Source organism: Ruegeria sp. AE4, assembly GCF_056542185.1.
Genome location: NZ_JBQFZK010000002.1, coordinates 82038 through 108964, shown reverse-complemented (window position 1 = coordinate 108964; position 26927 = coordinate 82038). Strand labels below are relative to the sequence as shown.

The following is a 26927-nucleotide window of genomic DNA, read 5'->3' as shown; positions in this document are numbered from 1 at the left end:
ACCCGGCGTCAAATATCTTGACCGGGCGGTTCCAAAAGACCGCCGGGTTCTAACAATGCCCGCTCTGACAGCCATGGGTTAAGTTCTAGCGCCGCGGCAAGGGCAGCGCGCGCGTCGTCAAGGCGCTTCAGACCCAACAATGACAAGGCGCGACCGCTCAGCGCACCTATATGGTTCGGCGACAACTCGATCGTGACATTCAGATCCTGCAAGGCAGCAGCGAAGTCTTGTCTGAGATAGTTCACAAACGCACGCTGATTGTAGCCTTCGGCGTAGTTCGGGCAGTAATCGACAAGCTGGTCAAGCTCTTCCAACGCGCCCAGTAAATCCCAAGCCTCCCGCCGTGCCATTCCCCGGTCCAGCAAGCCTTGCGCACGCGCATCCGGCGCGTCCGTCCAAAGCTCCCACATCTGGTTGGAAATGGCGCGCGCATCACTTTGCGATTCTGCCTTCCGAACCTGATTGATTAGCGCATCCACACCTTCTGAATGATCCGGAGCATCAGGGCAGGACTGGGCGTGCGCCGCACAAGACAAGGCAACAACAGAAAGAGCAAAGAGGAAAGCGTGTGTCATGTACCAAGGATGGCTCGTAATCCTGATCCGTCAAGCCTGATGCTCGAACCCACCCAAACTGCCGGCTTCCTTAACCGCCTCCATCGCCACAAAGGTCGAGGTGCTGGCGACATGCGGCATGGATGAAATCTTTTCGGCCAGAACACGACGATACTCTGACATCGTGGCTGTGCGGACCTTCAACAAATAGTCGAAATTCGAAGCAATCATATGGGCTTGCTCGACCTCGGCAGTTTTTCGGACAGCCGCATTGAACTCGGCCAGTGCCTTTTCGCGGGTATCGGTCAGGCGCACTTCGACAAAGGCAACGTGGTCCAGCCCCAGTCTGATCGGATCCAGCATCGCCCGGTATCCTTTGATCACCCCGCTTGCTTCAAGCCGTTTCAGGCGCGCCTGTGTCGGTGATTTCGACAGACCAATTTCGCGCGCAAGATCGGCGACCGAAATGCGCCCATCCTCGGCCAGAATTCTCAGAATCGACCGGTCAAACCGGTCCAGGTCAGGAAAGTTCATTTGCGCTGCTCTCTGGCGAAATTTCAGGTGTTCCGCCTTCAATTATCGTAAACTCAGGCGATTGTCCTGAGTTTTCGCAGGTATATTGGCACAAAGACCGGAGGACTCATGTCTCATACCCTGCGTACATTAATCGACACCTCAACCTATGCTGACCAGTCGGCGATCCTTGAAACCCTGATCTCTCAGGCCAGCCTGAGCGCCACGGACCGCGGCGCCATCAGCGCCGCCGCCGCGCAGCTTGTGCGCGACATCCGCTCCAGCACGTCTCCGGGGTTGATGGAGGTGTTTCTTGCCGAATACGGCCTGTCCACCGACGAAGGCGTCGCCCTGATGTGCCTGGCCGAAGCGCTGTTGCGCGTGCCGGATGCCGACACGATTGACGCGTTGATTGAAGACAAAATTGCCCCTTCGGACTGGGGCAAGCATCTTGGGCACTCGTCTTCATCCTTGGTTAACGCCTCAACCTGGGCCCTGATGCTGACGGGCAAGGTTCTGGACGAAGGCAAGGCCTCGCCTGTTGGCGCCCTGCGCGGGGCCATCAAGCGATTGGGTGAACCCGTGATCCGTACCGCCGTGTCGCGTGCGATGAAGGAAATGGGGCGGCAATTCGTGTTAGGTGAGTCCATCAACGCCGCGATGGAGCGTGCGCGCGGGATGGAAAACAAGGGATATACCTACTCCTACGACATGCTGGGAGAGGCCGCGCGAACCGAGGCGGACGCCGCACGATATCACCTGTCGTATTCACGCGCCATCTCGGTCATCGCCGAAGCCTGCACCCATGAGGATATCCGCGCCAACCCGGGAATTTCAGTCAAGTTGTCAGCCCTGCATCCCCGTTATGAACTGGCGCAGGAAAAGCGCGTGATGGATGAACTGGTTCCCCGACTGCGGGCGCTGGCCCTTTTGGCCAAGGCCGCTGGTATGGGGCTAAACGTCGACGCGGAAGAGGCGGATCGCCTGTCTTTGTCATTGCAGGTGATTGAAGCGGTGATGTCCGATCCGGCTCTGGCCGGCTGGGATGGGTTCGGCATCGTAGTTCAGGCTTATGGGCCACGCGCGTCGCTGGTTCTGGACACGCTCTATGACATGGCGGAACGCCACGATCGCAAGCTGATGGTCCGTCTGGTCAAAGGCGCCTATTGGGATACCGAGATCAAACGCGCGCAGGTCGAAGGTGTGGACGGCTTTCCCGTCTTCACCCACAAGGCGGTCACCGATGTGTCCTATATCGCCAATGCGCGCAAATTGCTGGGCATGACAGACCGGATCTATCCGCAATTCGCCACCCACAACGCCCATACAGTCAGCGCCATCCTGCACATGGCCGAAGGTCAGCCTTTTGAGTTCCAGCGCCTGCACGGCATGGGCGAGACATTGCATCAGCTTGTGATGAACAGGCAGAAGACCCGCTGCCGCATTTATGCACCGGTTGGCGCGCATCGTGACCTGCTGGCCTACCTTGTGCGGCGTCTGCTGGAAAACGGAGCGAACTCATCCTTCGTCAACCAGATTGTCGACGATAACGTCCCGCCGGAAGTGGTTGCCGCAGATCCGTTTGTTACTGTTCAAACGCCTCCGCCCCCGCTGCCCACCGGCCCCGAACTGTTCCAGCCGGATCGCCCCAATTCCAAGGGCTTCGATCTGCACCACACCCCGACGCTGGACAAGGTTGACGCAGCGCGGGACCAGTTCCGCGCGTATCACTGGTATGCACAACCCTTGCTGGCTGACGCTGCCAAACCCCAAGCGGATGAGCAGGTAATCAACCCGGCGAATCCTGCCGACAAACCAGGTGCGGTCGCCTCGGCAAGTGACGCGGATGTTGAACTGGCGCTGGCTTCGGCAAAGCCGTGGCAGGCCCCGGCAGTCGAACGTGCCCGTATCCTGAACTCTGCCGCCGATCTTTATGAAACACATTACGGCGAGTTGTTCGCCCTGCTGGCGCGTGAGGCTGGCAAGTCGCTGCCCGACGCGGTGGCGGAACTGCGTGAGGCGGTGGATTTCCTACGTTACTACGCCGCCAACATTCCTGATGCCGAGCCCGCTGGCATATTTACCTGCATCAGCCCGTGGAACTTCCCGCTGGCGATTTTTTCCGGGCAGATTTCGGCTGCTTTGGCGACCGGGAACGCCGTTTTGGCCAAGCCTGCGCCGCAGACACCCCTGATCGCGCACCGCGCCATTCAATTGCTGCATGAGGCTGGTGTGCCGCGCGACGCGCTGCAATTGCTGCCGGGTGGTCCGGCCGTGGGCGCGGCGCTGACATCGGATGCGCGCGTCTCGGGCGTGGCCTTCACCGGCTCGACAACGACCGCTCTCAGAATCCGGTCGGCAATGGCTGGGGCCATGCGCCCCGGCACGCCGTTGATCGCAGAAACTGGCGGCCTGAACGCCATGATCGTCGACAGCACCGCACTTCCCGAACAGGCCGTGCAATCGATCATTGAAAGCGCTTTTCAGTCCGCGGGTCAGCGGTGTTCCGCACTGCGATGCCTGTACCTGCAACAGGATATCGCAGATGACGTGCTGACCATGCTCAAAGGGGCAATGGACGCCCTGCGCATCGGGGACCCCTGGCTGATCTCTACCGATTGCGGCCCGGTGATTGACGCGCAGGCCCGGCAGGTCATCGCCGATCACGTCGCTATTGCACGGGCCGAAGGGCGCGTTCTGAAAGAGCTGCCTCCGCCGACAGAGGGCATCTTTGTTGCCCCCACGCTGATCGAAATCTCGGGCATTGCCGCGCTGGAGCGCGAGATTTTTGGCCCCGTGTTGCACGTGGCACGGTTCAAAGCGCAGGAAATCGACAAGGTCATCGCGGATATCAACGCAACCGGATACGGGCTGACCTTTGGCCTGCAAACCCGGATCGACGACCGGGTGCAGCATGTGACCGAAGCAATCCATGCCGGAAACATCTATGTAAACCGCAATCAGATCGGTGCCATCGTTGGCTCCCAACCTTTTGGCGGTGAAGGGCTGTCAGGCACCGGCCCGAAGGCGGGCGGCCCGAATTACATGGCCCGGTTTTGTGCACCGGATCGGCAAATCACGACAGAATCCTGGGAGCATTTGGCAGACCTACCTGCCCCTCAAGGCCAGCCTGCCCCAATCCAAACCCGTTCTCTGCCCGGTCCGACCGGAGAATCGAACCGGCTGAGCGAATATCCCCGCCCGCCTCTTCTGTGCATGGGGCCGGGGGAAACGGCGGCGCGCGCGCAGGCTGAAGCTGTACAGGCGCTGGGTGGAACCGCCATTCAGGCAACCGGAATGCTTGACCTTCACCGGTTAGAGAACCTGACCGGTATCTCTGGTGTCCTTTGGTGGGGGGATGCTGAAACCGCGCAGCAGATCGAACAGCACCTGGCCCGCAGAGACGGCCCCATTTTGCCCCTGATTCCCGGCAGACCCGACCGCGCGCGTGTGTTGGGTGAGCGCCATGTGTGTGTCGATACGACCGCAGCTGGCGGAAACGCTGCGTTGTTGGGAGGTGCGGCGTAAGCTTGCCTTGACGCTGGGCGCGCAAAAGCCCAGCGTCACCTCATGTTTCCGATCCGCGACCATAACCCCTCGGGGCGCACGCCTTATGTTGTCTACGCCTTATTGGCGGCCAACATCCTGATCTTCCTCAGCTATGTGGGGATCATGAATGATGCGCCACTTATTAACCGGCTGTTCTTCGATTATGCCATCATCCCGGCGCGGGTCAGTGACGGGGTTGGTCTGGAAACCCTTGGGACATCCATGTTCCTGCATGGGGGATGGATGCATCTGGCCGGGAACATGCTGTTCTTGTGGATATTCGGCGACAATCTGGAAGACGAAATGGGCCATCTGCCCTTTTTGCTGTTCTACCTGGTCGCAGGTATCGGCGCAGGTCTGATCCATGTGGTTACAGGGCCGGACTCTCAGGTGCCTACCGTCGGCGCCTCGGGCGCGATTGCGGGTGTCATGGGGGGATACCTGCTGCTGTTTCCCAAAGCGCGTGTGGATATTCTGCTGATCCTGGTTGTCTATTTCAGGGTCTTTACCATCCCCGCTTTCATCATGCTGGGCGTATGGTTAGCGATACAGTTCTTTGGCAGCGTCACCAGCAACCCGGACGAAGGCGGTATCGCCTACTGGGCCCATACCGGCGGATTTGCAGTAGGGCTGATCCTATGCGTGCCGCTATGGCTGCGACGCGGTGGCGTGCAATTCTGGAACCGCACGCACGGGCACCCGCCCCACCCTGAGGCAAAGTACAAGCTGTCGCAGTCACGTATACCGCGCGTTCCGCGTCGATAAAGCTGAACTGAGGGGCGATCAGCCCATGGGCGCTATCTTACCAAATCGAATACCAAAATTGGGTAGCCCACGCATCCTGTGAGCGGTTGTTGCCGTTCGTGCAGAACGCGGCGAAGGTGCCAAGAGAACTCGGGGTCAGCATGCCAGATTTGGTGCGCGTGTTCGCGGCATGGGAACCGCCGCGGCTGCTTCATTCTCAACGCCGCCGCGCGGGTTAAAACCAGCCATTCAAGCTTGGCCCTGCGAGATTAGATTCCAAAATCAGGGTTGCAAGGCACGCTCGCCGTTCACCGGCACGGTAATTGTTCGCACCTGAGGTGTCAGATTTCGCTCCGAGCAGCCAGGTGCGTTGCCCAAGCTCCGAAAAAAGTTTGACGTTGAGCGGTTCATTGCTGAACACCCTGCCTCAACACTACCAGATTGGAGGAGTCGTTGCCCAGATAACCCTGCATTTTCCCTCGCCAAGGTTTCGATACCGATGAGGGAGGCTACTTTCAAAATGAAATGAATCCCCTTGGTTCAGGATATGCGGCCTGCCATCAATCGATATTTCCAGACATCCTTCAATCACGACCCCGCATTCCTCACCGGCATGAGAATACGGTTCATCACCTGATCCGCCACCCGGCTCAAGATCTAGATCCATGACCTGTAATTCACCTTCGTCGTGCGCTGTCAAAAAGGACTTGAACACCCCTTTACTGCTGAGATCAATTGACCTGCGGTGATTGGCCCGAACGATATAGCTCTCATCATCTGCCGCCTCGTTTTCATCTACACTGAACAGCTGTAGTACCGACAACCGCAACGCGCCACTGATCGAGCGCAAGACCCGAACCGACGGCGATGATAACCCCCTTTCGATTTGGCTGAGAAGGCCCACCGATATCCCTGCCTCGTCAGAGATATAAGTCAGTGTAAGTCCCAGTTCTTTACGCCGATCGCGTATCGCGCGACCAAGTCGCACGTCTTCGCTTACTCCATCCGTTGCAGCCGCTGCTGAGTGATTTGAGTTGTTTGGCATAATGATAAAGACACGCTCTCTTCGTTGCTTGAATACGAAGAATACCTTCCACCACTCTTCATGTCCATGAAATACACCCAGCTTTTCACATTGACCGTGGAAGAAGCCCGCATAAGCATAATATTTCATTTTAATGAAAGAATGTCGAAAATTTTTCAATCTCATCTACACTCGAGGAATGTTGACCTGTCAGGTGGGTCCGCAGGACCTCAGAACAGTGAAGAACCAACAAGGAGAAGTTTCATGAACATGAAAATACTTACCACACTCGCTGCAGCGACCTGGCTGTCTGTTGCGAACGGCACTTTCGCGGAAACTCTTAATGCCGGGGTAACGACCACGGGTGTGCCGTTTACGTTTGTTGATATCCAAACCGGACAACCGACAGGAGCCATGGTTGACATTGCAAATGCGATTGGTGCGGAAATCGGAATGGAGATGCAATTTGAAGTTACTGCGTTTTCGGCACTCATTCCCGCGCTGACCACAGGAAAGATTGATCTTATCTCTGCGGGCATGCTGATCACCGACAAACGCGCAGAGGTCGTTGACTTCTCAGACAGCCCCTACAGCTATGGGGACGCCATGTTCGTCGCTGCGGACAACCCTGAAAACTATACGCGAGACGATCTAGCGGGCGAGGTGATTGGAGCGCAGGTTGGAACTGTGTACGCGGATTCCCTGGCGGAGATTGGGGGATTCGGCGAGATCAAGTTGTATGACTCGATCGCAGATATCATGCGCGACGTTCAACTTGGTCGGATCAAAGCGGGTTTCGGCGACGGCCCCATTGTCGGATACCAGATTTCACAATATCCCAATCTGGGTGTTCGTCTGGTTGAAGGCTATGAACCAATGAAACCGGGCAGAGTCGGGTTGGCTGTAGACAAAGGAAATGCCGAGCTGCTGAAACAGGTGAACGGGGCGTTAGCAAAGTTGCAGAATTCGGGTGAGCTAAAGGCCATCTTCAACAAATACGGCCTTTGAGAAACTTCCCTATCCAGCAAGAGGGCGCTGGCAGCTCACCAAGTGATGTGCCAGCGCTACGACCGTAGGAACAGCGCCAATGTCAACCTTTCTTGAACGCTCGATCGAGTATCTACCTCTGCTTTGGAGTGGATTGAAGCTTACAATTGCCGTCACAGTGCTTGCACTGCTTTTATCAACCTTGTTGGGATTATTGTGGGCTCTGCTCAGAACTTCAGGAATCCCAGTCCTTGCTCAAGGTATTCGGTATCTGACAGAATTCATACGCGGCATCCCGATCCTCGTGGTTTTGTTCTATATCTATTTTGTGATGCCCGAAATCGGCATCGACCTTACCGCGTTTCAGGCTGGCATCATCGGGTTGGCGCTGACCTATTCCTGCTATATCGGCGAAACCTTTCGTGCGGGGATAGAGGCGGTAGACCGCGGCCAGGTAGAGGCGGCAAAAGCCATCGGAATGAAGCACGGTATGATGATGCGTCGAGTGGTACTGCCGCAGGCGTTTAGAATTGTCCTGCCACCCTATGGCAACAATACGATCATGCTACTCAAAGACAGTTCACAGGTCTCTGTTATTTCAGTTGCCGAGTTGACCATGCGGGGAAAAACACTGGCTTCTTCAACCTTCGACAACATGACAATTTTCACTTTGGTTGCGCTGCTTTACCTGAGCTTGACCATCCCCCTGAACATCGCGAACCGGCGAATGGAAAACAAAATGGGCGACGCAAAATGATCGAATTCAAGGAGGTTCATAAATCCTTCGGCTCACTGAACGTGTTGCAAGGTATCAACGCCAATGTCGAAGTGGGCGAAGTTGTTTGCCTTATCGGGCCTTCGGGCTCTGGTAAATCAACGATGCTCCGGTGCGTAAACGGTCTGGAATCTTACCAGGCAGGTGACATTCTGATCGATGGGAAGCGTGTCGATGTCGCATCACCGACAATTCACCAACTTAGAGCGCAAGTGGCTATGGTGTTCCAACGTTTCAACCTTTTCCCCCACCGAACGGCTTTGGAGAATGTCATGGAGGGGCCGCTTTATGTTCTGAAACAGGACAAGTCCGAGGTGCGGGATCGCGCAATCGGATATCTGGAGCGGGTCGGATTAGCCGAAAAAATCAACGCCTACCCTGCCTCGCTGTCCGGAGGGCAACAGCAAAGGGTCGCTATTGCCCGGGCCTTGGCTATGCAACCCAGAGCCATTTTGCTCGACGAACCAACATCGGCACTTGATCCGGAAATGGTCGGCGAGGTGTTACAGGTTATGCGCGCCCTCGCTGAGGAGCACATGACCATGTTTGTGGTGACCCATGAGATTCAATTTGCCCGGGAAGTCGCTGACCGCGTGCTGTTCCTGGATAAGGGTCAAATCGCTGAGCAGGGTAAGGCGCAGGAAGTTTTGCGAAATCCAACACATCCGCGCACCCAGGAATTCCTAAGGCGGGTCACACACCCTGAACAAGGGTGAAATGATGCTGGTTAAATCCAGCCGCTGCCCCAATGACATTTACGGAGAACAACAATGTTCAATCTTGTTGGCCTGAAAGATCTCGATGCGATCCAAGTTGGCGACTACAGACCCAAACCGACAACCCTGACGCCGGGGCAACAGTAAGCTACTGCGCACGTTTACACATCGCCAACAGGCGATACCAAGATCGGTATCTGGGAATGCACTCCGGGCGAGTTCACCGCAGACCGTAGTGGCATGGCAGAATACTGTCACATTCTGTCTGGTTCGGCGACGATCACTGATGCCGATGGTGGCCGTTCCGTAACCCTTGGCGCGAATGATTTTCTTGCCCTGCCCAAAGGTTGGAAAGGCACCTGGGCAATCCACTCCCACATCCGCAAGCTCTATTTCCTGGTAGAGAACGCAAATTGACGACCGTATTTTGAGATTCGGAGTTTGACCGCAATGCTAGACTCTATCTGGTCCGCTACGGCAAATAGCACCCCAAAATTCCCCGCTTTGGCCGGCAACTGCAAGGCTGATGTCGCGATCGTAGGCGCAGGTTACACTGGCCTCTCCTGTGCTCTTTCTCTTGCTGAAGCGGGTGCAAACGTCATCGTCGTTGAAGCTGAGCAACCTGGATTTGGTGCCAGTGGGAGAAATGGTGGTCAGGTCATTCCCGGCCTCAAGTACGATCCTGACAAGCTGGACCGCATGTATGGCGAGGCAACCACCGAATTTGTCGGCGGTGCTGCGCAACATGTGTTTGATATTATCGATAGACATAACATCCAATGTGACCACCGCCAGGACGGCTGGATTCAGACAACTGTAAAAACCTCGCATATCCCCACTTTGCAAAGCCGGATGCAGCAATGGGAAAAGCGGGGGGCCTCCGTCGAATGGCTGGATGCTGCGCAGGTCGCTCGTCAGACGGGTTCAAGAAGGTTTGTTGCAGGTTGGAAAGACCGGAGGGCTGGCTGTGTGCACCCGCTGAATTATGCCACCGGGCTTGCACAAGCGGCTGCGGATGCCGGGTGTAAGATTTACGGCAAGAGCCCTGTTTCCCGGATACAATCAGATGGAGCGGGATGGAAACTGTCGGTAGGCGAGCAAGGGCAGATCAAAGCAGATCAGGTGGTGCTGGCGACCAACGGCTATACAAGCCACCTGTGGCCCGGATTGCGCCAGACAATGGTGCCCGCCAACAGTTTTCAGGTGGCCACAAAGCCTCTGCCCGAAAGCATTAGCCAATCAATCTTGCCCGAAGGCTGCGTTGTATCGGACACTCGGCGTATCGCTAATTATTTTCGGATTGGCCCGGGGAACCGTCTCATGGTGGGGGGGCGAGGACATTTTGCAGAACCACGCGGGCCGAACTCTTTCAAACGTATCCATGCTGACTTGAAGGCGCTTTTCCCTTCTCTGGAAAATCAAGAGTTGGAATTTATGTGGTCTGGACGCGCTGCAATGAATTTGGACCACCTGCCTCATATCTATCAACCGGCTGCCGGAGTCACGGCCGCACTGGGGTATAATGGCAGAGGTCTGGCGCTTGGCAGTGCATTGGGGGCGGCAATTGGTGCCCATCTGGCGAACTCTTCCATCCCTCTGCCGTTGCCGGCGGACCGGATGAAGCAACTCCCCTTTCATCGCTTGCACCCATATTACGGCACCGCCGCGATCTGGTACTTTCGTCTGCGGGACTTACTGGAGAGGTGATCTGAGAATCGACCTGGCGCATCAGCAAGCACCTGGAAGGATAGCAGCGGCCCCATTGCACGGCTGTCATGTCCAGACGTGGTGCTCGGGATCGGCTGGCAGCGTGACGACAAAGTGTGGAAGTACTCTATGGGAAGCAGGTTCTCCTTCCGCGAGGCCATCCACTCGCGCTTCGCCGGTCTCTGGCTTTCGCGGCAAAGCCAGTATTAGCCGAACTTGTACATGTCATGCTGAACACATCGCCATTTGGTGACGATTGTTGATACGCGGGCCATCCCGAGCGGACAATGAAATCGGCACCGCTCTCCAAAATATACTCCAGCCGCGACGGCCTCTCATTGGCGCGGGCACCATCGGCAATATCCCCGGTATGAACCGGAAAGTGCTTGTGGCATTCACCACTATGCCCGTCGGTAACCTCAATGGCCCGGAATATGTCCGTCGCCCCGCAACGATATGTAATCGCCACGCCTGACCATTCTTTCTGGGTCCCATGACCGTTATTCCGTCAACCAATGAGGCAACCGAACGGTCATGTGACCAGATCTTGATCTTATCCGCCAAAAGCATCTGGCATGTTGTTTCCAGCCAGCTTGCACTCCCGCGGGGCCGCTTCAATACACCAACGTCATACAAACCGTGATCTCGGCAGACGCTGCGCAGGCCGAAGCGGACGATAGTGAATGGCCATAGGGCCTATGATGCTGGCAAGCCGCAAAAGTGACTGGGAGACCGCGACCTTCCGGCTGCGTCGGCAGGCACCGGCTTCCCGTGCGGCCACCCAAATGTCAACTACATCACCATGAACGGAAACAAGCCCGCTCCGGCCCTTTAACTCGGGAATGAAACCAGTCCTACGCCTTCCAAAACAGAGCAAGACTGATTTATGGATCGCTTAAGTTAGCGCCTGTGGGCGATCAGCCCCGGATCACTTTGGCGAATTGATCAAAGATTGGTTCATTCGAACAGATCACTTCACCATCTTCCAGCGCGTTACCCTCGGGGTTCAGGGCCTGCACAAAGCCGCCCGCCTCTTTCACGATGATGATACCGGCGGCGACATCCCACGCGTTCAGGCGGCGTTCCCAGAAGCCTTCGTACCGGCCCGCAGCCACATATGCCATGTCAAGCGCCGCAGCACCCCAACGGCGCACACCGGCGCAAGCGGGCATCAGACGCGCCAGATCCTGCAGGGTTGCAGGCAGGTCAGAACGACCCCCAAAGGGCAGGCCGGTTGCAAAGATCGATTCTATCATGCGGTGACGCCCCGACACTCGAATTCGGGTGTCGTTCATCCACGCGCCCTCGCCTTTTTCGGCAAAGAACATCTCATCCTTGGCGGCGTCATAGATCACGCCGGCTACGATCTTGCCTTTGTGCTCCAGCGCGATGGAAATCGCCCAGTGCGGCAGGCCATGCAGAAAATTGGTGGTGCCGTCCAACGGGTCAACGATCCAGCGGCGGGTCGGGTCTTCTCCGTCGATGGAGCCACCCTCTTCAGCCAGCCAGCCATAGGTCGGGCGTGCGCCCAGCAACTCGTCCTTCAGGATGGCTTCGGCCGCGATATCGGCCTTAGACACAAAGTCACCAGCGCCTTTCATCGACACCTGCAGATTCTCGACTTCACGAAAGTCCTTGACCAAAGAACGCCCCGCCTTGCGCGCGGCCTTGATCATGATGTTGAGATTTGCACTGCCAACCATTGTAAAAAGGCTCCTGTCCGGTCAAACCGCGCGTATACTGCCGCAAGGCTTCCTTGCCAAGAGGAATGATGTGCATAACAGACCCGCAGAAAACGCCTCTACCGGGATTGCAGCTTGCGCGCCTCTTCGCGGGCCAGTTTCACCAGTTCCTGCACATAGGGCTTGTCCAGATCTTCTGAACGGACCGCTGCATAAAGGCGACGCGTGATCCCCTCTTTGGTCAGGGGGCGGGTCACATAGTCCGAGTTGTATTTGACCTCGCGCACGACCCAATCCGGCAGAACCGAGATGCCTCGGTTTGAGGCCACCAGAAGCAGGATGACAGCTGTCAGTTCCACCTGCCTGATCGAGGCGGGTTCGACCCGTGCAGGGATCAACAATTGGCTGAACACATCCAGACGTGTGCGTTCCACCGGGTAGGTGATCAGGGTCTGGCCTCGGAAATCCTCAGCCTCGACATAGGCTTTTTCCGCCAGTGGATGGGCTGATGCAGCGACAAAGACGGGGTTGTAGTCAAACAGCTCCACAAACTCGACACCCGGCAGGTCTTCGGGATCGGATGAGACCACCAGATCAACCTCTTCCTTCTGCAAGGCTGGCAGGGCGTCGAAGGCCAGACCGGGTCGGATATCGACATCCACGTCGCCCCAGGATTTCCTGAAAGATTCAAGAACCGGAAACAGCCATTCGAAACACGCGTGGCATTCGATGGCGATATGCATCCGCCCGGTACGCCCGTCCCGCAGCGATGAAAACTCATTCTGTGCCGCCTCGACCTGCGGCAGGATCTGCTCGGCCAACCGCAGCAGACGCAAACCGGCGGCTGACAGCTTCATCGGCTTTGAACGTCGCAGAAACAGCTCGACCCCGGCCTGATCCTCCAACCCTTTGATCTGATGACTCAATGCGGATTGAGTGATGTTCAACTGGTCGGCAGCGCGCGCCAACCCACCGCATTCATGGATCGCCTTTATGGTACGCAGGTGCCGGAATTCAATATGCATCTCAAGTATCGTTCATGTTGTTGTTGAATAATATGAGTTTGTCTCACAATGCCCGTCATGGCACAAGATAGTCAGTTGATCCAGTGAGGCAGCCATGTCCAAACCCGAAATTTCATTCGAGTTCTTTCCGCCCAAAACTCTGGAGGCTTCTTTCCGCCTTTGGGATACGGTCCAGACATTGGCACCGCTGGAGCCCCGTTTTGTATCCGTCACCTACGGTGCAGGCGGTACGACCCGGGAACTGACGCGCGACGCGGTCGCAACCCTGCATAAATCCTCTGGTTTGAAGGTCGCTGCACACCTGACCTGTGTTGACGCTTCGCGGCAGGAAACGCTGGAAATCGCCGACACATTCGCACGTGCGGGCGTGCAGGACATCGTGGCCCTGCGGGGCGACCCGCCAAAAGGGCATGATCGGTTCGTACCGCACCCCGAAGGCTTTAACAGTTCGATTGAGTTGATTGAGGCGCTGGCTGAAACCGAAATGTTCAGCATCCGTGTCGGGGCTTATCCTGACAAGCACCCTGAAGCCGCCGACATGTCAGCAGACGTGGACTGGCTGAAGGCCAAACTTGACGCGGGCGCTGACGAAGCGCTGACGCAATTCTTTTTCGAGGCCGAAACCTTCTTCCGTTTCCGTGATGCCTGCGCAAAGGCGGGTATCGACAAACCGATCGTTCCGGGCATTCTGCCGATAGAAAACTGGGCAGGTGCGCGCAAGTTCGCCAAAAGCTGTGGCACACATATTCCCGATTGGGTCGAACAAGCCTTTGAAAAGGCCGTGCGCGACGGGCGAGAGGATCTGCTGGCAACTGCGATCTGCACCGAGTTGTGCTCGGACCTGATCGAAGGTGGTGTGGACAAGCTGCATTTCTATACCCTCAACCGCCCGGAATTGACGCGCGATGTGTGCTTTGCCCTTGGAATTACGCCACAAGTCGATCTTCAAAACGTCGCCTGACAACTGAAAAATCCAATGATTCGCCCGGGTTACGAATTTTCCCGGGCGTTTTCCTTTTCTTATGCGTGACCTGTTTCACAGTCGTATCCGCGAATTCACACCTTTGCGGAACAATAGAATCTTCGCATCGCGATTGTTGTCAGCTTCCCTCTCAATCAACCATGAAATTTGACAAAACCATGCCCTCGGCAACACTAGGGCTGTGTAGTTTTTAATGAGTGTTTTGAGTATGGAACCTGTCGATAAGGTTAGGGCACGCACGGATGCCCTGGCAGATCTGGGCCTGAACCCGTCTGCCAATTCCAGTGAAATACGAGAGGCCTGGCGTCACATCGCCTTTCACACGCATCCTGATCACAAGGAAGGCGACAGTTCCGGGTTTTCGCGCGCCAAGGCAGCCTATGATTTTCTACGCAAAGAAGGGCTGGCGACAAAGGGCGGTGCCGCTGCTGGCCCGCCACAACCACGTCGGGCACGGTTGAAGAAACGTATCATCGAGCTTCCGCAGGAAGATATTGCCGCCTGTGAGGCAATGCTGAATCCGGGGCAAGCGCTGTCGCATATGAACAGTCAGCCTGGTATTCAACCCAAATGCGGCAGCGGTGTTGCTGACCATGTTCCCGACGCGGTCGGATGCTTTGGGCGGCACCTGACTTACTTCGTCACGACACCCGTCAATCAAGGCGCAAATCGTGTGGCTTTGCCAACGACCGTTCTGACCAGTGCGCGGCACACCACAGCGGAAATCCTGAGCTTTCAATCCAGCGATACGGGCGCTGGGGAAGTCGTCATTCCCGATACGATCCGAGAACGCAAATTTCCGGGTGCCAAGAGCGTCAGGATCCGGTTTGACGCCGACCAGACGATACGGGATCAGTTCTGGCTTGCTGGCTGAACGAAAAGGCCCGGCTGGGTAAGCCGGGCTTTGTGCAATTTTGGCCGGGTCAGTTTTTCACCGGACCTTCCGAGGTAAATTTCGGGATCACGCTGGTCGAGGCGTCAGACGGCTCGATACCCGGCCAGTTGCCTTCAGCAAGGTTGATGTTGCCCGGAATGTCTTCTTCGAAGAACCCGACGACCACATCCGTGATGTTGAGATACAGCTTGTCGTCAACGATCCGCCACAAGTTCGGGTTTGCCGGAACCTTGCCACCGCGCGACACACCATAGGCGCAGTGCCCATCATATTGCGGGGCATAATAGGCCGGGTTTTCCAGAAATTTGTCGCGGTTTTCCTCGGACGAGAATGCCCAGGTTGCACCATTGTATTCGGCAGTAATGCTGGCATTGCCACGCACGCCTTCGTGCTGTGGCTGACCTACCGGTACCTGATCCAGGTTGCGATAGGCGACAACATCATACCCCGAGACGGCAAACCCTGTGCCGTCAATATATTGCGGCCCGGCAAATGCCGGAACGGCCAGGGCCATGGCCGCAGCAAAGGTCAAAGCAAAGCGTTTCATGTAGTTTATCCTTTTCGTTCCAGCGGTATCGGTGACGCCGTGATGGCAGGTCTGGCAAAACAATATGCGATTCCCATTCTTTTCGTAGCCCTCCTCGCGCCGCTGTGACCCCTCTCGAGCAAACGTGAGAGTTTGGTCGCGGATTATTACAAATTATGCCGGAAAAGCTGGGTTGGACTCGGCGGATTGCAACACTACCTGTAAGACTGCATCGAACGCGGCCCGGACAAAGGCATGAAAGGCAAGACATGAGCGACCAATCTTCGTATACCCCACCAGCAGTCTGGACATGGGACAGTGAAAGTGGCGGACAGTTCGCCAACATTAACCGACCTATTGCCGGCGCAACCCATGACAAGGACTTGCCGGTTGGACGCCACCCATTGCAGTTGTATTCCCTTGCCACGCCCAACGGTGTCAAAGTCACCGTTATGCTGGAAGAGTTGCTGGCATTGGGTCACGAAGGCGCTGAATACAACGCCTGGCTGATCAACATCGGCGAGGGCGACCAGTTCGGTTCAGGGTTTGTCGAGGTCAACCCAAACTCGAAAATCCCCGCCCTTTGGGATCGCTCCGGTGACAAGCCGGTTCGGGCGTTTGAAAGTGCCTCAATCTTGTTTCATCTGGCTGAGAAGTTTGGAGAGTTTCTGCCCGCGTCCGGGCCGGAACGGACCGAAGTCATGAACTGGCTATTCTGGCAAATGGGCAGCGCCCCTTATCTGGGTGGCGGGTTTGGCCATTTCTACGCTTACGCGCCTGAAAAGTGGGAATACCCGATCAACCGCTTTGCGATGGAGGCAAAACGCCAGTTGGACGTTCTGGACAGGGAACTGGCGAACAAGACCTATATCGCGGGCGAGGAATATACCATTGCCGACATGGCGATCTGGCCGTGGTACGGTCAACTGGTTCTGGGCCGACTGTACAGCGCGGCAGAGTTCCTTGACGCAGAATCCTACAAGAACGTGGTGCGCTGGGCCAAGGCGATAGACGCGCGGCCTGCGGTTCAGCGTGGCCGTATGGTCAACCGCGCCTTTGGCGAGCCGCACACGCAGCTTCACGAGCGTCACGACGCCAGTGATTTCGAAACACGTACGCAGGACAAACTGGAAGCTGCTGCGGAATAGCAGAGTCCCATCCTAGTGACACGCGGTGCATTGTGCGCCGCGTGTTTGCGTTTTGGCCGTTACTTCAGAATTGGCGGTTTCGCGGGATTGCTGCCCGGAACCTCGCGCACCAGATCTGCAACCTGCGGTTCGGGCAGGTCAAAGCGAAGCCCCGTCTTCGCCAGCAGCGCGGCAGCGGCGTCATCTGTGGCAAAGAACCCGACATCCATCGCCCCCGCTTCGATCCCCGAAAACGTCAGCGCCTCTGAAGCTGCCTTGGCCAGCGCTGGCTCGGCCCCTTCGACCGCACCGACAAACCCCAGCAAATGACCCTGAGCGCCCGCCTCGGATTTCGTGGCGACCAGATAGGCCGCACTGGCAAGCCCGCCAGCAGTTGCCAGCTTTGCATCAAGGGCGGTCAACAGGCTGTCCGGCAGACAGGAGGGCGGCATGAACTCGGCAAGCTTTTCCTCGACCTCTTTGGGGCCATGCTGCAACGTTTCGGCCAGCCAGCCCAGGGCCTCGGCAGGCACCAGCATGGATGATGGCGCAGTTTCCAGGTTCAGGCCCAGCCCGATACCCTGCCCTGCCAGCATCCCCGACAACACACGCCCCGACAGCGCAACATAAGGCACAGGCCTCCCGGCAAACTGCGCCAATCGTTCCTCGCGGTCGAACGCCAACACAAAGCGCCCGTCGGCCACATCGAACACCTCGGGCGAGATGTTTTCGCCCATCGCTTCCTCGGTCAGCATCAAAAACAGCTCACTATCTGCAAGCCGTTCAAAAAACCGCAGACGGGCAGCATCGTTCTGCGGATCTGCCAGCATCGCGGCATGCGCCGTGTCCAACGCTGTGGTTTCAGTCATTCAGCACCTCTTGGACCCGCGCGCGCAGAACCGGCAGCAGTTCTGCCTCGAACCACGGGTTTTTCTTTACCCATGCCGTATTCCGCCAGGACGGATGAGGCAAGGCAAAGACCCGCGGCGCATGGTCCTGCCAGTTCCGAACGGTATCCGTCACCGACCCTCGCGCGCCCAGATGATATTTATGCGCATGACCACCGACCAACACCGTCAACGGCACCTGCCCCAGTTCCTGCATCACCCTGTCATGCCAGGTTTTGCCGCATATCGCGGGCGGAGGAAGGTCCGCGCCGCGGGCATCATAGCCGGGGAAACAAAATGCCATGGGCACAATCGACACAAGGTCACGATCATAAAAAACAGGTTCATCGACCCCAAGCCAGTGGCGCAGCCTATCGCCTGACGGGTCAGTAAAGGGCTGCCCCGACTCGTGCACGCGCGCACCCGGTGCCTGCCCTGCGATCAGGATGGGTGTCCCGCGCCGAAACCAAACCACCGGGCGGGGTTCATGGGCAGTTTTGGTTTGCGCAAAGGACGCGGCGCACAGGCGGCACGCGCGGATTTCGCCATCTAAATCTTTCATCTTGTTGCAAAACCTCCCAAAGCTGTTTTGCAAGGATCAGGTGTGAAACCACATAATAATGGTGCGGTAGATTTCTAGAAGTGCAGCGGAATTGCCGACAACCGATCAGTTGTTTGAGGGGTCGGCAGCAACGCATTGAACATTTGTTTCATAATTCGACATAATGTAGCCAACATGGAACGGTAAAAACCATCCTTTCTGACCGCCTGAAAGCGCGGCGACACAACGGAAACGAGCAGCAGGCCCCGAATGCTAGAGTTCGACAATGTCAGCAAGTCCTTCTGGACCGGGACGCGCCGCAAGGTGATCCTGGACAGGGTCTCGTTCCGTGTCGAACTGGGCACGTCGCTGGGCGTTCTGGCCCCGAATGGTACTGGCAAAACCACGCTGATCAACATGATGGCCGGTCTGGAAAAACCCGACGAGGGCGTGATCCGCCGCGAATGCCGGGTCTCGTTCCCCATGGGTTTCACCGGGGGTGTAACCGGCAAGTTGTCGGCGCTTGAGAACGCGCGATACATCGCCAAGATTTACGGCATGGATCCGGACTATGTTGAGGCGTATTGCAAATGGCTCTGCGGTTTGGGTGAATATTTCGAACAGCCGCTGTCCACCTATTCTTCGGGGATGCGGTCTCGATTCACGTTTTCTTTGATGCTGGCGCTGGATTTCGACATGTATCTTGTCGATGAAGGGATGCCGGCGTCTACAGATGTTGAATTCAACGAGAAGGCAGGGGCGATCCTGAAGGAAAGGTTGCGCACCACGACATTGGTGATCGTGTCGCACAGCCCGACTGTTTTGGAAAAATTCGCGCAGCAGGCCGCCGTTCTGCTGGACGGGCAATTGTACATGTTTGACTCCTTGGAAGAGGCAAAGCAGCTATATGACTACGAAACCCAAGGTTAGAAAGTACAACTGGCGCAGCAATCGACAGGTGGACGATTCGGCCGAGGCGCGAGCGGATGCAATCTCGCGCATACGGGGCGCGACGCAAGGTCAGGCACCGGCGGCCGAGGCCCAGCCAGGCACGCAAATTGACGACATCAAGCGCGAAGGCCTGACAGGCCGCCAGTTGCGTATTGCGCGTAAACTCGCGCAGAAACACGGACTGGCGGCAACATCGGACTATGATGCGGTGCGCTTGCTGCGCAAGAAAGGCATTGATCCGTTTCAGCGCACGAACCTTCTTGATCTTGCCGCGGCAAAGCCCTCGGGACAGGGCGACAGTTCGAAGGTCAAAGACAAGATCAGCATTCAGTTGCCGCAATCCATAGGCGCAAGCACGCCAAACCTTCCGGGACCCGAGCTCAGCCCGGCTGAGCGGCGGAACCTTGAAATCGGTCAGATTCAGAAGGACATCGCGCGCCGACGCAGGCGTAAACTGTTTGGCCTGTTCGCGCGTCTGGCCGCCTTTGTGTTCCTTCCGACCTTTGTTGTGGGGTTTTATTTCTATCGCATCGCCACCCCGATGTATGCCAGCGATTCCGAGTTTCTGATCCTGCAAGCCGATGGCGGGCCGGGTTCCATCGGCGGGCTGCTCGCTGGAACGCAATTCGCCACCACGCAAGATTCAATCTCGGTTCAATCTTTCCTGGAATCGAAAGAGGCTTTGTTACTGCTGGATCGGGACGCCGGTTTTTCTGATGTCTTCAAGCAGGAAGTGATTGATCCGATTCAAAGGCTATCACCCGACGCCACGCTGGAAGACGCATACAAGCTGTTCAAACGCATGATCACAATCGGGTATGATCCAACCGAAGGGGTCATCCGGATGGAGGTTGTTGCACCAGACGCACAGACCTCGACCGAGTTCTCGGAGCGTTTGATCTCTTACGCCGAAGATCGGGTGAATGCCCTGTCCGGCAAGAAGCGCGAAGACCAGATGCGCGACGCATTGGAAAGCTTTGAAGCGGCGCAGGAGGCGCGGCGGCAGGCGCAGGAGGAATTGATCGAGCTTCAGCTTCAAGGGGCGGTGCTGGACCCCGAGAATGTCATTGCCAGCCTGCGCGCCCGCATCAACGAGATCGAGATATTGGTGCAGGACAAAGAGCTTGAACTTGCCGCCCTGCAAGACAACCTGCGCCCGAACAAAGCCAAGGTCGACGGCGTCAAGGCTGACATTGCCCGGCTTGAAAAGGTGCTGGAACAACTGAATGCCGAGATGCAGGATGCTTCCGATGGCGAAAATTCGCTGGCGCGGTTGAGCGTGCGCATCCAGATCGCTCAGGCGGATCTGGCGGCACGGGACATGATGCTGCAAACGGCAATGCAGCAAATGGAATCGACCCGATCCGAAGCTAACCGGCAGGTGCGTTACCTGACCGTCTCGGTGAACCCGATCCCAAGTCAGGAACCCAGCTATCCGCGCAAGTTCGAAAATACGATTTTGGCATTCCTGTTGTTTGCTGGTATCTACCTCATGATCTCGCTTACCGCGTCGGTCCTTCGTGAACAGGTATCCTCATAAGACTCATGAAACATGTAAAAATCTCCGACCTGACGGTCGGCAACGACCTTCCGCTGACTATCATTGCGGGCCCCTGCCAGCTTGAAACGGCAGACCACGCACAGATGATTGCTGGCAAGATGAAAGAGGCCTGCGATGCAGCCGGTGCGCAATATGTCTTCAAGGCATCTTATGACAAGGCGAACCGGACCTCACTGTCCGGCAAGCGCGGCATGGGCATTGATGCCGGGTTGCAGGTTCTGGATAGCATCCGCAAGACAATGGGCATTCCGGTCCTGACCGATGTTCATACCGAAGCGCAGTGCGCCATCGCCGCCGAGGCGGTAGACGTCCTGCAAATCCCGGCGTTTTTGTGCCGCCAGACGGATATGCTGCTGGCTGCGGGCAATACGGGCGCTGTGGTCAATGTGAAAAAGGGTCAGTTTCTCGCGCCGTGGGAGATGCCCAATATCGTGTCCAAGATCGAAAGCACGGGGAATCATAATATCCTGCTGACCGAACGTGGCACTTCGTTCGGCTATAACACACTGGTGGCTGATATGCGGTCCCTGCCGCAAATGGCCCAGACCGGGTATCCAGTAGTGATGGATGCGACCCATTCCGTGCAGCAACCGGGCGGAAAAGGTGGCTCCTCGGGTGGGCAACGCGAATTTGCTCCGGTCATGGCGCGCGCCGCCGTGTCGCTGGGTATTGGCGCGGTGTTCATTGAAACACACCAGAATCCGGACAATGCTCCTTCGGACGGGCCCAACATGATTCCGTTGGATCAGATGCCCCAACTCATTGACACTTTGATGCGCTTTGATGCGCTGGCCAAAGCTGATCCTATTCAGATTTAACGACTGAGACTTGTTATGACCAAACCAATTCCCGAGGTAACACCAAACACCTGGAGTTTTCTGCGTGACGCGATGATCAAACCCACCGGGTTTCGCGAATATGACGCCCGCTGGAAATATCCGGAAGAGATCAACCTGCCGGGCATGACGGCGCTGGGCCTTGGGCTGGGTACCCAAATGCGCAGGCGCGGGATCGAACCCGTGATCGCCGTAGGAAACGATTATCGTGACTATTCACTGGCGATCAAAAACGCCCTGATCCTGGGATTGATGCAGGCCGGTATCCGCGTGAAAGACATTGGCCCTGCGCTTAGCCCAATGGCCTATTTCGCGCAGTTTCATCTGGATGTACCGGCCGTGGCGATGGTTACGGCCAGCCACAATCCAAACGGCTGGACTGGGGTCAAAATGGGCTTTGACCGCCCTTTGACACACGGCCCCGACGAGATGTCTGAATTGCGCGACATCGTTCTGAACGGCGAAGGTCAGGCGCATGAGGGTGGATCTTGGGAATTCGTCGAGGGCGTGAAGGAAGCGTATATCGACGACCTCGTCGGTGATTTCAAAGTGTCCCGCCCGCTAAAGGTTGTCTGCGCAACCGGAAACGGCACCGCTTCGGCCTTTGCGCCCGAAATCTTCGAACGGATGGGGGTTGAGGTCGTCCCCAGCCATAACCGGTTGGATTACACCTTCCCAAACTACAACCCGAACCCCGAAGCGATGGAAATGCTGCATGACATGGCGGCAACGGTAAAATCCAGCGGTGCCGATCTGGCACTTGGGTTTGATGGTGACGGTGATCGCTGCGGCGTCGTCGATGATGAAGGCGAAGAGATCTTTGCCGACAAGGTGGGTGTGATCATGGCCCGCGATCTGGCCAAGCTGCACCCCGGATCGACCTTTGTCGCTGATGTGAAATCCACCGGCCTGTTTGCCAGCGATCCCGAGTTGCAGGCCCTTGGCGTCAAGGCAGATTACTGGAAAACCGGCCACAGCCACATGAAACGGCGCGTCAAAGAAATCGGTGCGCTGGCTGGGTTTGAAAAGTCGGGCCATTACTTTCTGGCCGAGCCGGTCGGGCGCGGTTATGACTGCGGAATGCGCGTCGCGGTCGAGATCTGTAAACTGATGGACCGCAACCCGGATCAAAGCATGTCCGACCTGCGCAAAGCTCTGCCCAAGACCTGGTCGACGCCCACCATGTCACCCTATGCAGCAGATACCGAAAAATACGATATCCTGCAGCGACTGGTCGACAAGCTGGTTGCCAAGGGAGATGCGGGCGAAACACTCGCAGGCCGTGCGATCAAAGAGGTCGTTACGGTGAACGGCGCACGTGTCATTCTGGACAATGGCAGCTGGGGGCTGGTGCGGGCTTCATCCAACACACCCAATCTGGTGGTCGTCTGTGAAAGCAGCGAAAGCGAGGCTGAGATGCGGGCGATCTTTGCCGATATCGATGCGGTGATCCGAACCGAACCCGGTGTTGGCGATTACGACCAGACCATCTGAGGAAAACTGCTTGGGGCATATCTGATCGCCCCAAGTGCAACACTTGCTCAGTTTCCGCCAAACAGTTTGAGCAGCCCTTTCTTCGCCTCTTCTTCAAGCTTGTTCTTAAGCGCATCTTCGATCTGATCGCTGTCCGTGATGGTGGTATCCAGCTCGTTTCCAACCTTCTCGAAAACTTTCTGTTTCGCGTCGTTTTCCAGCTCTTTGACCTTCACATCTGCCGCCGCTTCGATGACCTTGGTCAGATCCGGCTTGATTGACGGGTTGCTCCACGGGCCAACGATACGCACAGGCACCGATATGCCCTGCCCCGAATTGGCCCGCAAAGCTACGGGCGTGAACAGATAATCGATATTGCGCGCACCCAGACCCACGACCCCCTGACCATCGGCGCGGAAATTCTTAAGCGACATAAGCAGATCGTTATTCGTCATTACACCCTGATCGATGGTGAAGTTGGCCGACAGGCTGTTGAACACCGTTGTTCCGCCCGATCCGGTCCCCTGCCCCATAAGTCGATCCAGATCGAAACCGGATATTACCCCCGTCCCGACATCCAGATTTCCCTTACCGCTGAGAGAATGCATAATCTGATCCTCAGACTGACCTACACCCAGAAACTCAACGGTTCCTGCCGCGCTTCCCGACAGGCGTTCGACCCCGGCCAGTGTCGACAACGCCTGTTTCAGATCAATCTCACTTGCCGTCACCTTGCCGCCCACGGACAGGCCATTGCGATTGTTGGCAACCACCTGCCCATTCAACTGACCCGAAAACAACGTCGCGGGATGCATGGCAAGAACCGCCCGCGCGCGATCAAGTGTCAGCGTCAGGTCACTTTTCCCAAAGGTCATGCCGGGAACCGCGATTGAGTTGGCCGTCAGGCGAATATTGCCATTCGCCAAAGCCAATGCGGATGCGTCGATTGGGTCTTTTGACCAGCCTTCCTGAACTGGTGACGCAGGTTGAGACGCGCCACCCGACCCGGCGCCGGTTTCGGATATCTTTGACAGGTCAAGATCGCCCGCATCCAACCGTGCGACGATCTGAGGGGGATCGGAAATGGTGATATCCGCCTCTCCGACGAACTGGTTGCCATCCAACTGCGCTGTCATGCTCCGCAGGGAAATCCGACCGTCCCGCGTATAGGTCATTTGTGCAGAGATATCGGCAACGTTACCCAATCCCCACGGCACAGCCACACCCGCCTGACCGAAGGCCGCCAGCATCTTTTCCGTATCTCGGGTGGTGATCTTTGTGGTCCCGTCCATCTCTCCGGCCAGATTGACGTGGCCGTCAAAGCCTATCTCACCACCCGGTGCAGTCAGGGCCAGTTCAAGCGCGGTTACGGACCCTGCGGCAAAAGTTGGCAAGTCCGGGATCTTCAAATCAACCTGAACAGCACCTCCGGGTACAGGCATTGATGCTTCCATTACCATCGGCGCAGTGACCTGAGGCCAACTGGCCGACAAGGTGACATCAGGAAAATCCATCTGCGTGGCACCGTCTTCCACATAGATCAGTCGCGCATTATTTAGCTGCAACTCTTCCAAAGTTACGGCCGACGATGCGCCTGCCGGAACCGTCCCCGCAGACGGTGTGGCAGTCGCGGTGGTCACAGGCGCGCTCAGCCCCCAGTTTCCGCGCCCTTGCGAACGCTCCAGCCGCAGCACCGGGTTTTCCGCGAAAACGCGTTTGATCCGCAGATCCCCATTCAAAAGCGCAGCAGCATCCACGCCCACGGCAAGGCTATCAGCGCTCAGCATCGGCTCTGGCCCGGCCCAGCTGGCGTTCCCAAAACGCACCGGCCCGGTTTCCATACCCAGCACCGGCCAGAACGACAGGCGCACATCGCCGCTCAATGTCAGTTCGCGCCCTGTCTGGGCTTTGACCTGCTCGGCCAGAATCGCGCCAAGCTTGTCGCCGGGCATCAGCAATAGCGCGCCAATGACCAGCCCAACCACCGCCACAACAATAAACAGGATGCGTATCAGCCATTTCATGATCTGCTCTCCGCCTTTTGGCTTGTCTTTACCGCGATCATTCAAATCGCACGTCACATTTGCAAGGGGAAGCTTTCCCCACTATATGCCGCGCCATGACGACGAACCCGCCAAACCTCCGCCCTGACCTGGCTCCGGCCGCCCGGATCACCGAGACACCCCGTTCAAACCAGCCGACGATCGGCATGGTTTCGCTGGGCTGTCCAAAAGCTTTGGTCGACAGCGAACGCATTCTGACCCGGCTTCGTGCTGAAGGATACGGCATTTCTCCGGATTATGCCGGGGCCGATGCCGTTATTGTGAACACTTGCGGGTTCCTCGACAGCGCCAAGGCAGAATCGCTGGATGCGATCGGAGAGGCGCTTGTTGAAAACGGCAAGGTTATCGTCACCGGCTGCCTGGGGGCCGAACCGGATTACATCCGTGAACACCACCCCCGCATCATGGCGGTCACCGGTCCGCATCAGTACGAGCAGGTTCTGGATGCGGTTCACGCCGCCGTTCCCCCTGACCCTGACCCGTTCGTCGATCTGCTGCCCGCCAGCAGTGTGCGACTGACCCCCCGCCACTACAGCTATCTGAAGATTTCCGAGGGCTGTAACCACAAATGCAAGTTCTGCATCATCCCCGATATGCGAGGAAAACTGGCCAGCCGTCCGGCCCATGCGGTTCTGCGCGAGGCGGAAAAGCTGGTCGATAGCGGCGTGCGCGAACTGTTGGTAATCTCACAGGACACGTCTGCCTATGGGCTGGACCGGAAATACGATGTGAACCCGTGGAAAGACCGCCATGTGCGCAGCCACATCACCGATCTGGCCCGTGAACTGGGTCAGTTGGATGCCTGGGTGCGGCTGCACTATGTCTATCCCTATCCTCATGTGCGCGAGTTGATCCCCCTGATGGCGGATGGCGGGTCCAACATACTGCCGTATCTGGATATCCCGTTCCAGCACGCCCACCCGGATGTTCTGAAACGGATGGCCCGCCCCGCCGCAGCGGCCAAAACTCTGGACGAAATTCAGGCCTGGCGCGCAATCTGCCCCGATATCACCCTGCGTTCGACCTTTATCGTTGGCTATCCGGGTGAATCCGAGGCCGAATTCCAAACCCTGCTGGACTGGATGGACGAGGCGCAACTGGATCGTGTCGGCTGTTTTCAATACGAAAACGTGGATGGTGCGCGCTCAAACGACCTGCCTGATCATGTCCCGGCCGAAATCAAGCAAGAGCGGTGGGATCGCTTCATGGAAAAGGCTCAGGCCATTTCAGAAGCCAAGTTGCAAGCTAAAGTCGGACAAACGCTTCAAGTAATCGTCGATGAAGTGGATGACGAAGCCGCCACCTGCCGCACCAAATCGGACGCGCCCGAGATCGACGGCAACCTGTTCATTGACGAGGGCTTCGAAAGCCTCAAACCCGGCGATATCGTCACGGTCGAAGTGGACGAGGCGGGGGAATACGATCTGTGGGGGAAACCCGTTTGACGCCAGTAACCTGCCCATAATGCCCTCGGGTGAATAGTTACCCCTTACAGCGCAGGTAGAAATAAACCGCCATGAATGGCGGCGATAATTCCTGAAAATGGTGCAGGCGGTCCGCAATCAGACCGCCTGCGATAAGCTTACTGAGAAACCGGGTTGCAGACAGTCTGACCTGCTTCGGTTGTTGCCAGTTCATAGCCTGCCGAGCAGCTGGCCGAGCCATACTTGTCGTAGTCGGGTTGTACGTAAACAGGGGTCGGTTCTTCCTGCTGCGCACAAGCGGTCAGGACCAGAGCAAATGCGCCAACGGCTGCAAGTTTCAGTTTCATGTCCGTCAATCCTCTATTACTTTTCTGATATTGCCCAG

General features: G+C 57.0%; 24 protein-coding genes and 2 pseudogenes. 15 read left to right on the top strand and 11 right to left on the bottom strand.

Annotation, left to right across the window (positions count from 1 at the left end; all coding sequences use genetic code 11):
• Positions 1–8: 8 nt before the first annotated feature.
• Together ACR0EK_RS04770 and ACR0EK_RS04765 are read right to left on the bottom strand one after the other, a co-directional pair.
• On the bottom strand, positions 9–575 hold the full coding sequence (locus tag ACR0EK_RS04770) for a tetratricopeptide repeat protein (protein ID WP_480773740.1): 567 nt from the start codon (positions 573–575) through the stop codon (positions 9–11).
• A gap of 30 nt (positions 576–605) precedes the next feature.
• Entirely contained in the window at positions 606–1088 is a 483-nt protein-coding gene (locus tag ACR0EK_RS04765; RefSeq protein ID WP_480475581.1) for an Lrp/AsnC family transcriptional regulator, read from the bottom strand.
• Between the two features lie 108 nt (positions 1089–1196).
• Here ACR0EK_RS04765 and putA point away from each other — a divergent pair, with 108 nt between their 5' ends.
• Together putA and ACR0EK_RS04755 are read left to right on the top strand one after the other, a co-directional pair.
• Positions 1197–4595: a bifunctional proline dehydrogenase/L-glutamate gamma-semialdehyde dehydrogenase PutA gene (putA, locus tag ACR0EK_RS04760; RefSeq protein ID WP_480899417.1), complete on the top strand. Its 3399-nt coding sequence runs from the start codon at positions 1197–1199 to the stop codon at positions 4593–4595.
• Positions 4596–4637: 42 nt separating this feature from the next.
• Positions 4638–5381: a rhomboid family intramembrane serine protease gene (locus ACR0EK_RS04755; protein ID WP_480899415.1), complete on the top strand. Its 744-nt coding sequence runs from the start codon at positions 4638–4640 to the stop codon at positions 5379–5381.
• A gap of 412 nt (positions 5382–5793) precedes the next feature.
• Here the strand turns inward: ACR0EK_RS04755 and ACR0EK_RS04750 are convergent, their stop codons facing one another.
• Positions 5794–6570 (bottom strand): helix-turn-helix domain-containing protein, encoded by a 777-nt coding sequence (locus ACR0EK_RS04750; protein ID WP_480870090.1) that lies wholly within the window; start codon positions 6568–6570, stop codon positions 5794–5796.
• Positions 6571–6648: 78 nt separating this feature from the next.
• Here ACR0EK_RS04750 and ACR0EK_RS04745 point away from each other — a divergent pair, with 78 nt between their 5' ends.
• From ACR0EK_RS04745 to ACR0EK_RS04725, 5 genes and pseudogenes are all read left to right on the top strand, one after another.
• The gene (locus ACR0EK_RS04745) at positions 6649–7392 is read left to right on the top strand and encodes an ABC transporter substrate-binding protein (RefSeq protein WP_480967628.1); all 744 of its coding nucleotides are present in this window, start codon (positions 6649–6651) and stop codon (positions 7390–7392) included.
• Positions 7393–7471: 79 nt separating this feature from the next.
• Positions 7472–8128: an amino acid ABC transporter permease gene (locus ACR0EK_RS04740; protein WP_480899412.1), complete on the top strand. Its 657-nt coding sequence runs from the start codon at positions 7472–7474 to the stop codon at positions 8126–8128.
• Positions 8125–8862 carry an amino acid ABC transporter ATP-binding protein gene (locus ACR0EK_RS04735; protein ID WP_480557754.1) on the top strand — a complete coding sequence of 246 codons (738 nt, stop codon included), beginning with the start codon at positions 8125–8127 and terminating at the stop codon, positions 8860–8862. Before ACR0EK_RS04740 ends, ACR0EK_RS04735 begins: the two co-directional genes overlap by 4 nt.
• A gap of 180 nt (positions 8863–9042) precedes the next feature.
• A pseudogene (locus ACR0EK_RS04730) lies at positions 9043–9279 on the top strand (cupin domain-containing protein); the annotation flags it as partial.
• Positions 9280–9312: 33 nt separating this feature from the next.
• Positions 9313–10569: an NAD(P)/FAD-dependent oxidoreductase gene (locus ACR0EK_RS04725; protein ID WP_480899409.1), complete on the top strand. Its 1257-nt coding sequence runs from the start codon at positions 9313–9315 to the stop codon at positions 10567–10569.
• A gap of 90 nt (positions 10570–10659) precedes the next feature.
• On the opposite strand, the pseudogene ACR0EK_RS04720 reads toward ACR0EK_RS04725, so the two are convergent.
• From ACR0EK_RS04720 to ACR0EK_RS04710, 3 genes and pseudogenes are all read right to left on the bottom strand, one after another.
• Positions 10660–10766, bottom strand: a pseudogene (locus tag ACR0EK_RS04720) (transposase zinc-binding domain-containing protein); the annotation flags it as partial.
• Positions 10767–11486: 720 nt separating this feature from the next.
• Positions 11487–12272, bottom strand: a complete 786-nt coding sequence (locus ACR0EK_RS04715) for an inositol monophosphatase family protein (RefSeq protein ID WP_480773747.1) — start codon at positions 12270–12272, stop codon at positions 11487–11489.
• A gap of 98 nt (positions 12273–12370) precedes the next feature.
• Positions 12371–13276 (bottom strand): LysR family transcriptional regulator, encoded by a 906-nt coding sequence (locus tag ACR0EK_RS04710; RefSeq protein ID WP_480482174.1) that lies wholly within the window; start codon positions 13274–13276, stop codon positions 12371–12373.
• A gap of 94 nt (positions 13277–13370) precedes the next feature.
• On the opposite strand from ACR0EK_RS04710, the gene metF reads away from it, so the two are divergent.
• A complete protein-coding gene (gene metF, locus ACR0EK_RS04705; protein ID WP_480773748.1) occupies positions 13371–14237 on the top strand; it encodes a methylenetetrahydrofolate reductase [NAD(P)H] in 867 nt (288 codons plus the stop codon).
• 229 nt (positions 14238–14466) lie between these two features.
• Complete coding sequence (locus tag ACR0EK_RS04700; RefSeq protein ID WP_480487636.1) at positions 14467–15132, top strand: DnaJ domain-containing protein; 666 nt, start codon at positions 14467–14469, stop codon at positions 15130–15132.
• A gap of 49 nt (positions 15133–15181) precedes the next feature.
• Here the strand turns inward: ACR0EK_RS04700 and ACR0EK_RS04695 are convergent, their stop codons facing one another.
• Positions 15182–15700 carry a YHS domain-containing (seleno)protein gene (locus ACR0EK_RS04695; RefSeq protein ID WP_480475567.1) on the bottom strand — a complete coding sequence of 173 codons (519 nt, stop codon included), beginning with the start codon at positions 15698–15700 and terminating at the stop codon, positions 15182–15184.
• A gap of 248 nt (positions 15701–15948) precedes the next feature.
• Between ACR0EK_RS04695 and yghU the strand changes: the two genes are divergently transcribed.
• Entirely contained in the window at positions 15949–16827 is an 879-nt protein-coding gene (yghU, locus tag ACR0EK_RS04690; RefSeq protein WP_480967627.1) for a glutathione-dependent disulfide-bond oxidoreductase, read from the top strand.
• Positions 16828–16886: 59 nt separating this feature from the next.
• On the opposite strand, the gene ACR0EK_RS04685 is transcribed toward yghU, so the two are convergent.
• Together ACR0EK_RS04685 and ACR0EK_RS04680 are read right to left on the bottom strand one after the other, a co-directional pair.
• Positions 16887–17675, bottom strand: coding sequence for an SseB family protein (locus tag ACR0EK_RS04685; RefSeq protein ID WP_480831345.1), 789 nt, complete (start codon positions 17673–17675; stop codon positions 16887–16889).
• Complete coding sequence (locus ACR0EK_RS04680) at positions 17668–18255, bottom strand: uracil-DNA glycosylase family protein (RefSeq protein ID WP_267364354.1); 588 nt, start codon at positions 18253–18255, stop codon at positions 17668–17670. The genes ACR0EK_RS04685 and ACR0EK_RS04680 overlap by 8 nt, the downstream gene beginning before the upstream one ends.
• Positions 18256–18504: 249 nt before the next feature.
• Between ACR0EK_RS04680 and ACR0EK_RS04675 the strand changes: the two genes are divergently transcribed.
• Genes ACR0EK_RS04675 through ACR0EK_RS04660 form a run of 4 tightly spaced genes read left to right on the top strand, consistent with a single transcriptional unit; the run spans position 18505 to position 23076 of the window.
• Positions 18505–19164, top strand: coding sequence for an ABC transporter ATP-binding protein (locus ACR0EK_RS04675; RefSeq protein WP_209504732.1), 660 nt, complete (start codon positions 18505–18507; stop codon positions 19162–19164).
• Positions 19142–20725: a capsule biosynthesis protein gene (locus tag ACR0EK_RS04670; protein WP_267364356.1), complete on the top strand. Its 1584-nt coding sequence runs from the start codon at positions 19142–19144 to the stop codon at positions 20723–20725. The genes ACR0EK_RS04675 and ACR0EK_RS04670 overlap by 23 nt, the downstream gene beginning before the upstream one ends.
• A 5-nt stretch (positions 20726–20730) precedes the next feature.
• Positions 20731–21564 (top strand): 3-deoxy-8-phosphooctulonate synthase, encoded by an 834-nt coding sequence (gene kdsA, locus ACR0EK_RS04665; protein ID WP_480967626.1) that lies wholly within the window; start codon positions 20731–20733, stop codon positions 21562–21564.
• A 15-nt stretch (positions 21565–21579) separates the two neighbouring features.
• Complete coding sequence (locus ACR0EK_RS04660; protein WP_480773751.1) at positions 21580–23076, top strand: phosphomannomutase/phosphoglucomutase; 1497 nt, start codon at positions 21580–21582, stop codon at positions 23074–23076.
• 47 nt (positions 23077–23123) lie between these two features.
• Here ACR0EK_RS04660 and ACR0EK_RS04655 read toward each other — a convergent pair whose 3' ends face one another.
• Positions 23124–25079, bottom strand: a complete 1956-nt coding sequence (locus tag ACR0EK_RS04655) for an AsmA family protein (protein ID WP_480967625.1) — start codon at positions 25077–25079, stop codon at positions 23124–23126.
• 95 nt (positions 25080–25174) lie between these two features.
• Between ACR0EK_RS04655 and rimO the strand changes: the two genes are divergently transcribed.
• On the top strand, positions 25175–26563 hold the full coding sequence (gene rimO / locus ACR0EK_RS04650) for a 30S ribosomal protein S12 methylthiotransferase RimO (RefSeq protein ID WP_480899405.1): 1389 nt from the start codon (positions 25175–25177) through the stop codon (positions 26561–26563).
• A 137-nt stretch (positions 26564–26700) separates the two neighbouring features.
• Here the strand turns inward: rimO and ACR0EK_RS04645 are convergent, their stop codons facing one another.
• Positions 26701–26889, bottom strand: coding sequence for a hypothetical protein (locus ACR0EK_RS04645; RefSeq protein ID WP_209504738.1), 189 nt, complete (start codon positions 26887–26889; stop codon positions 26701–26703).
• Positions 26890–26927 lie beyond the last annotated feature (38 nt).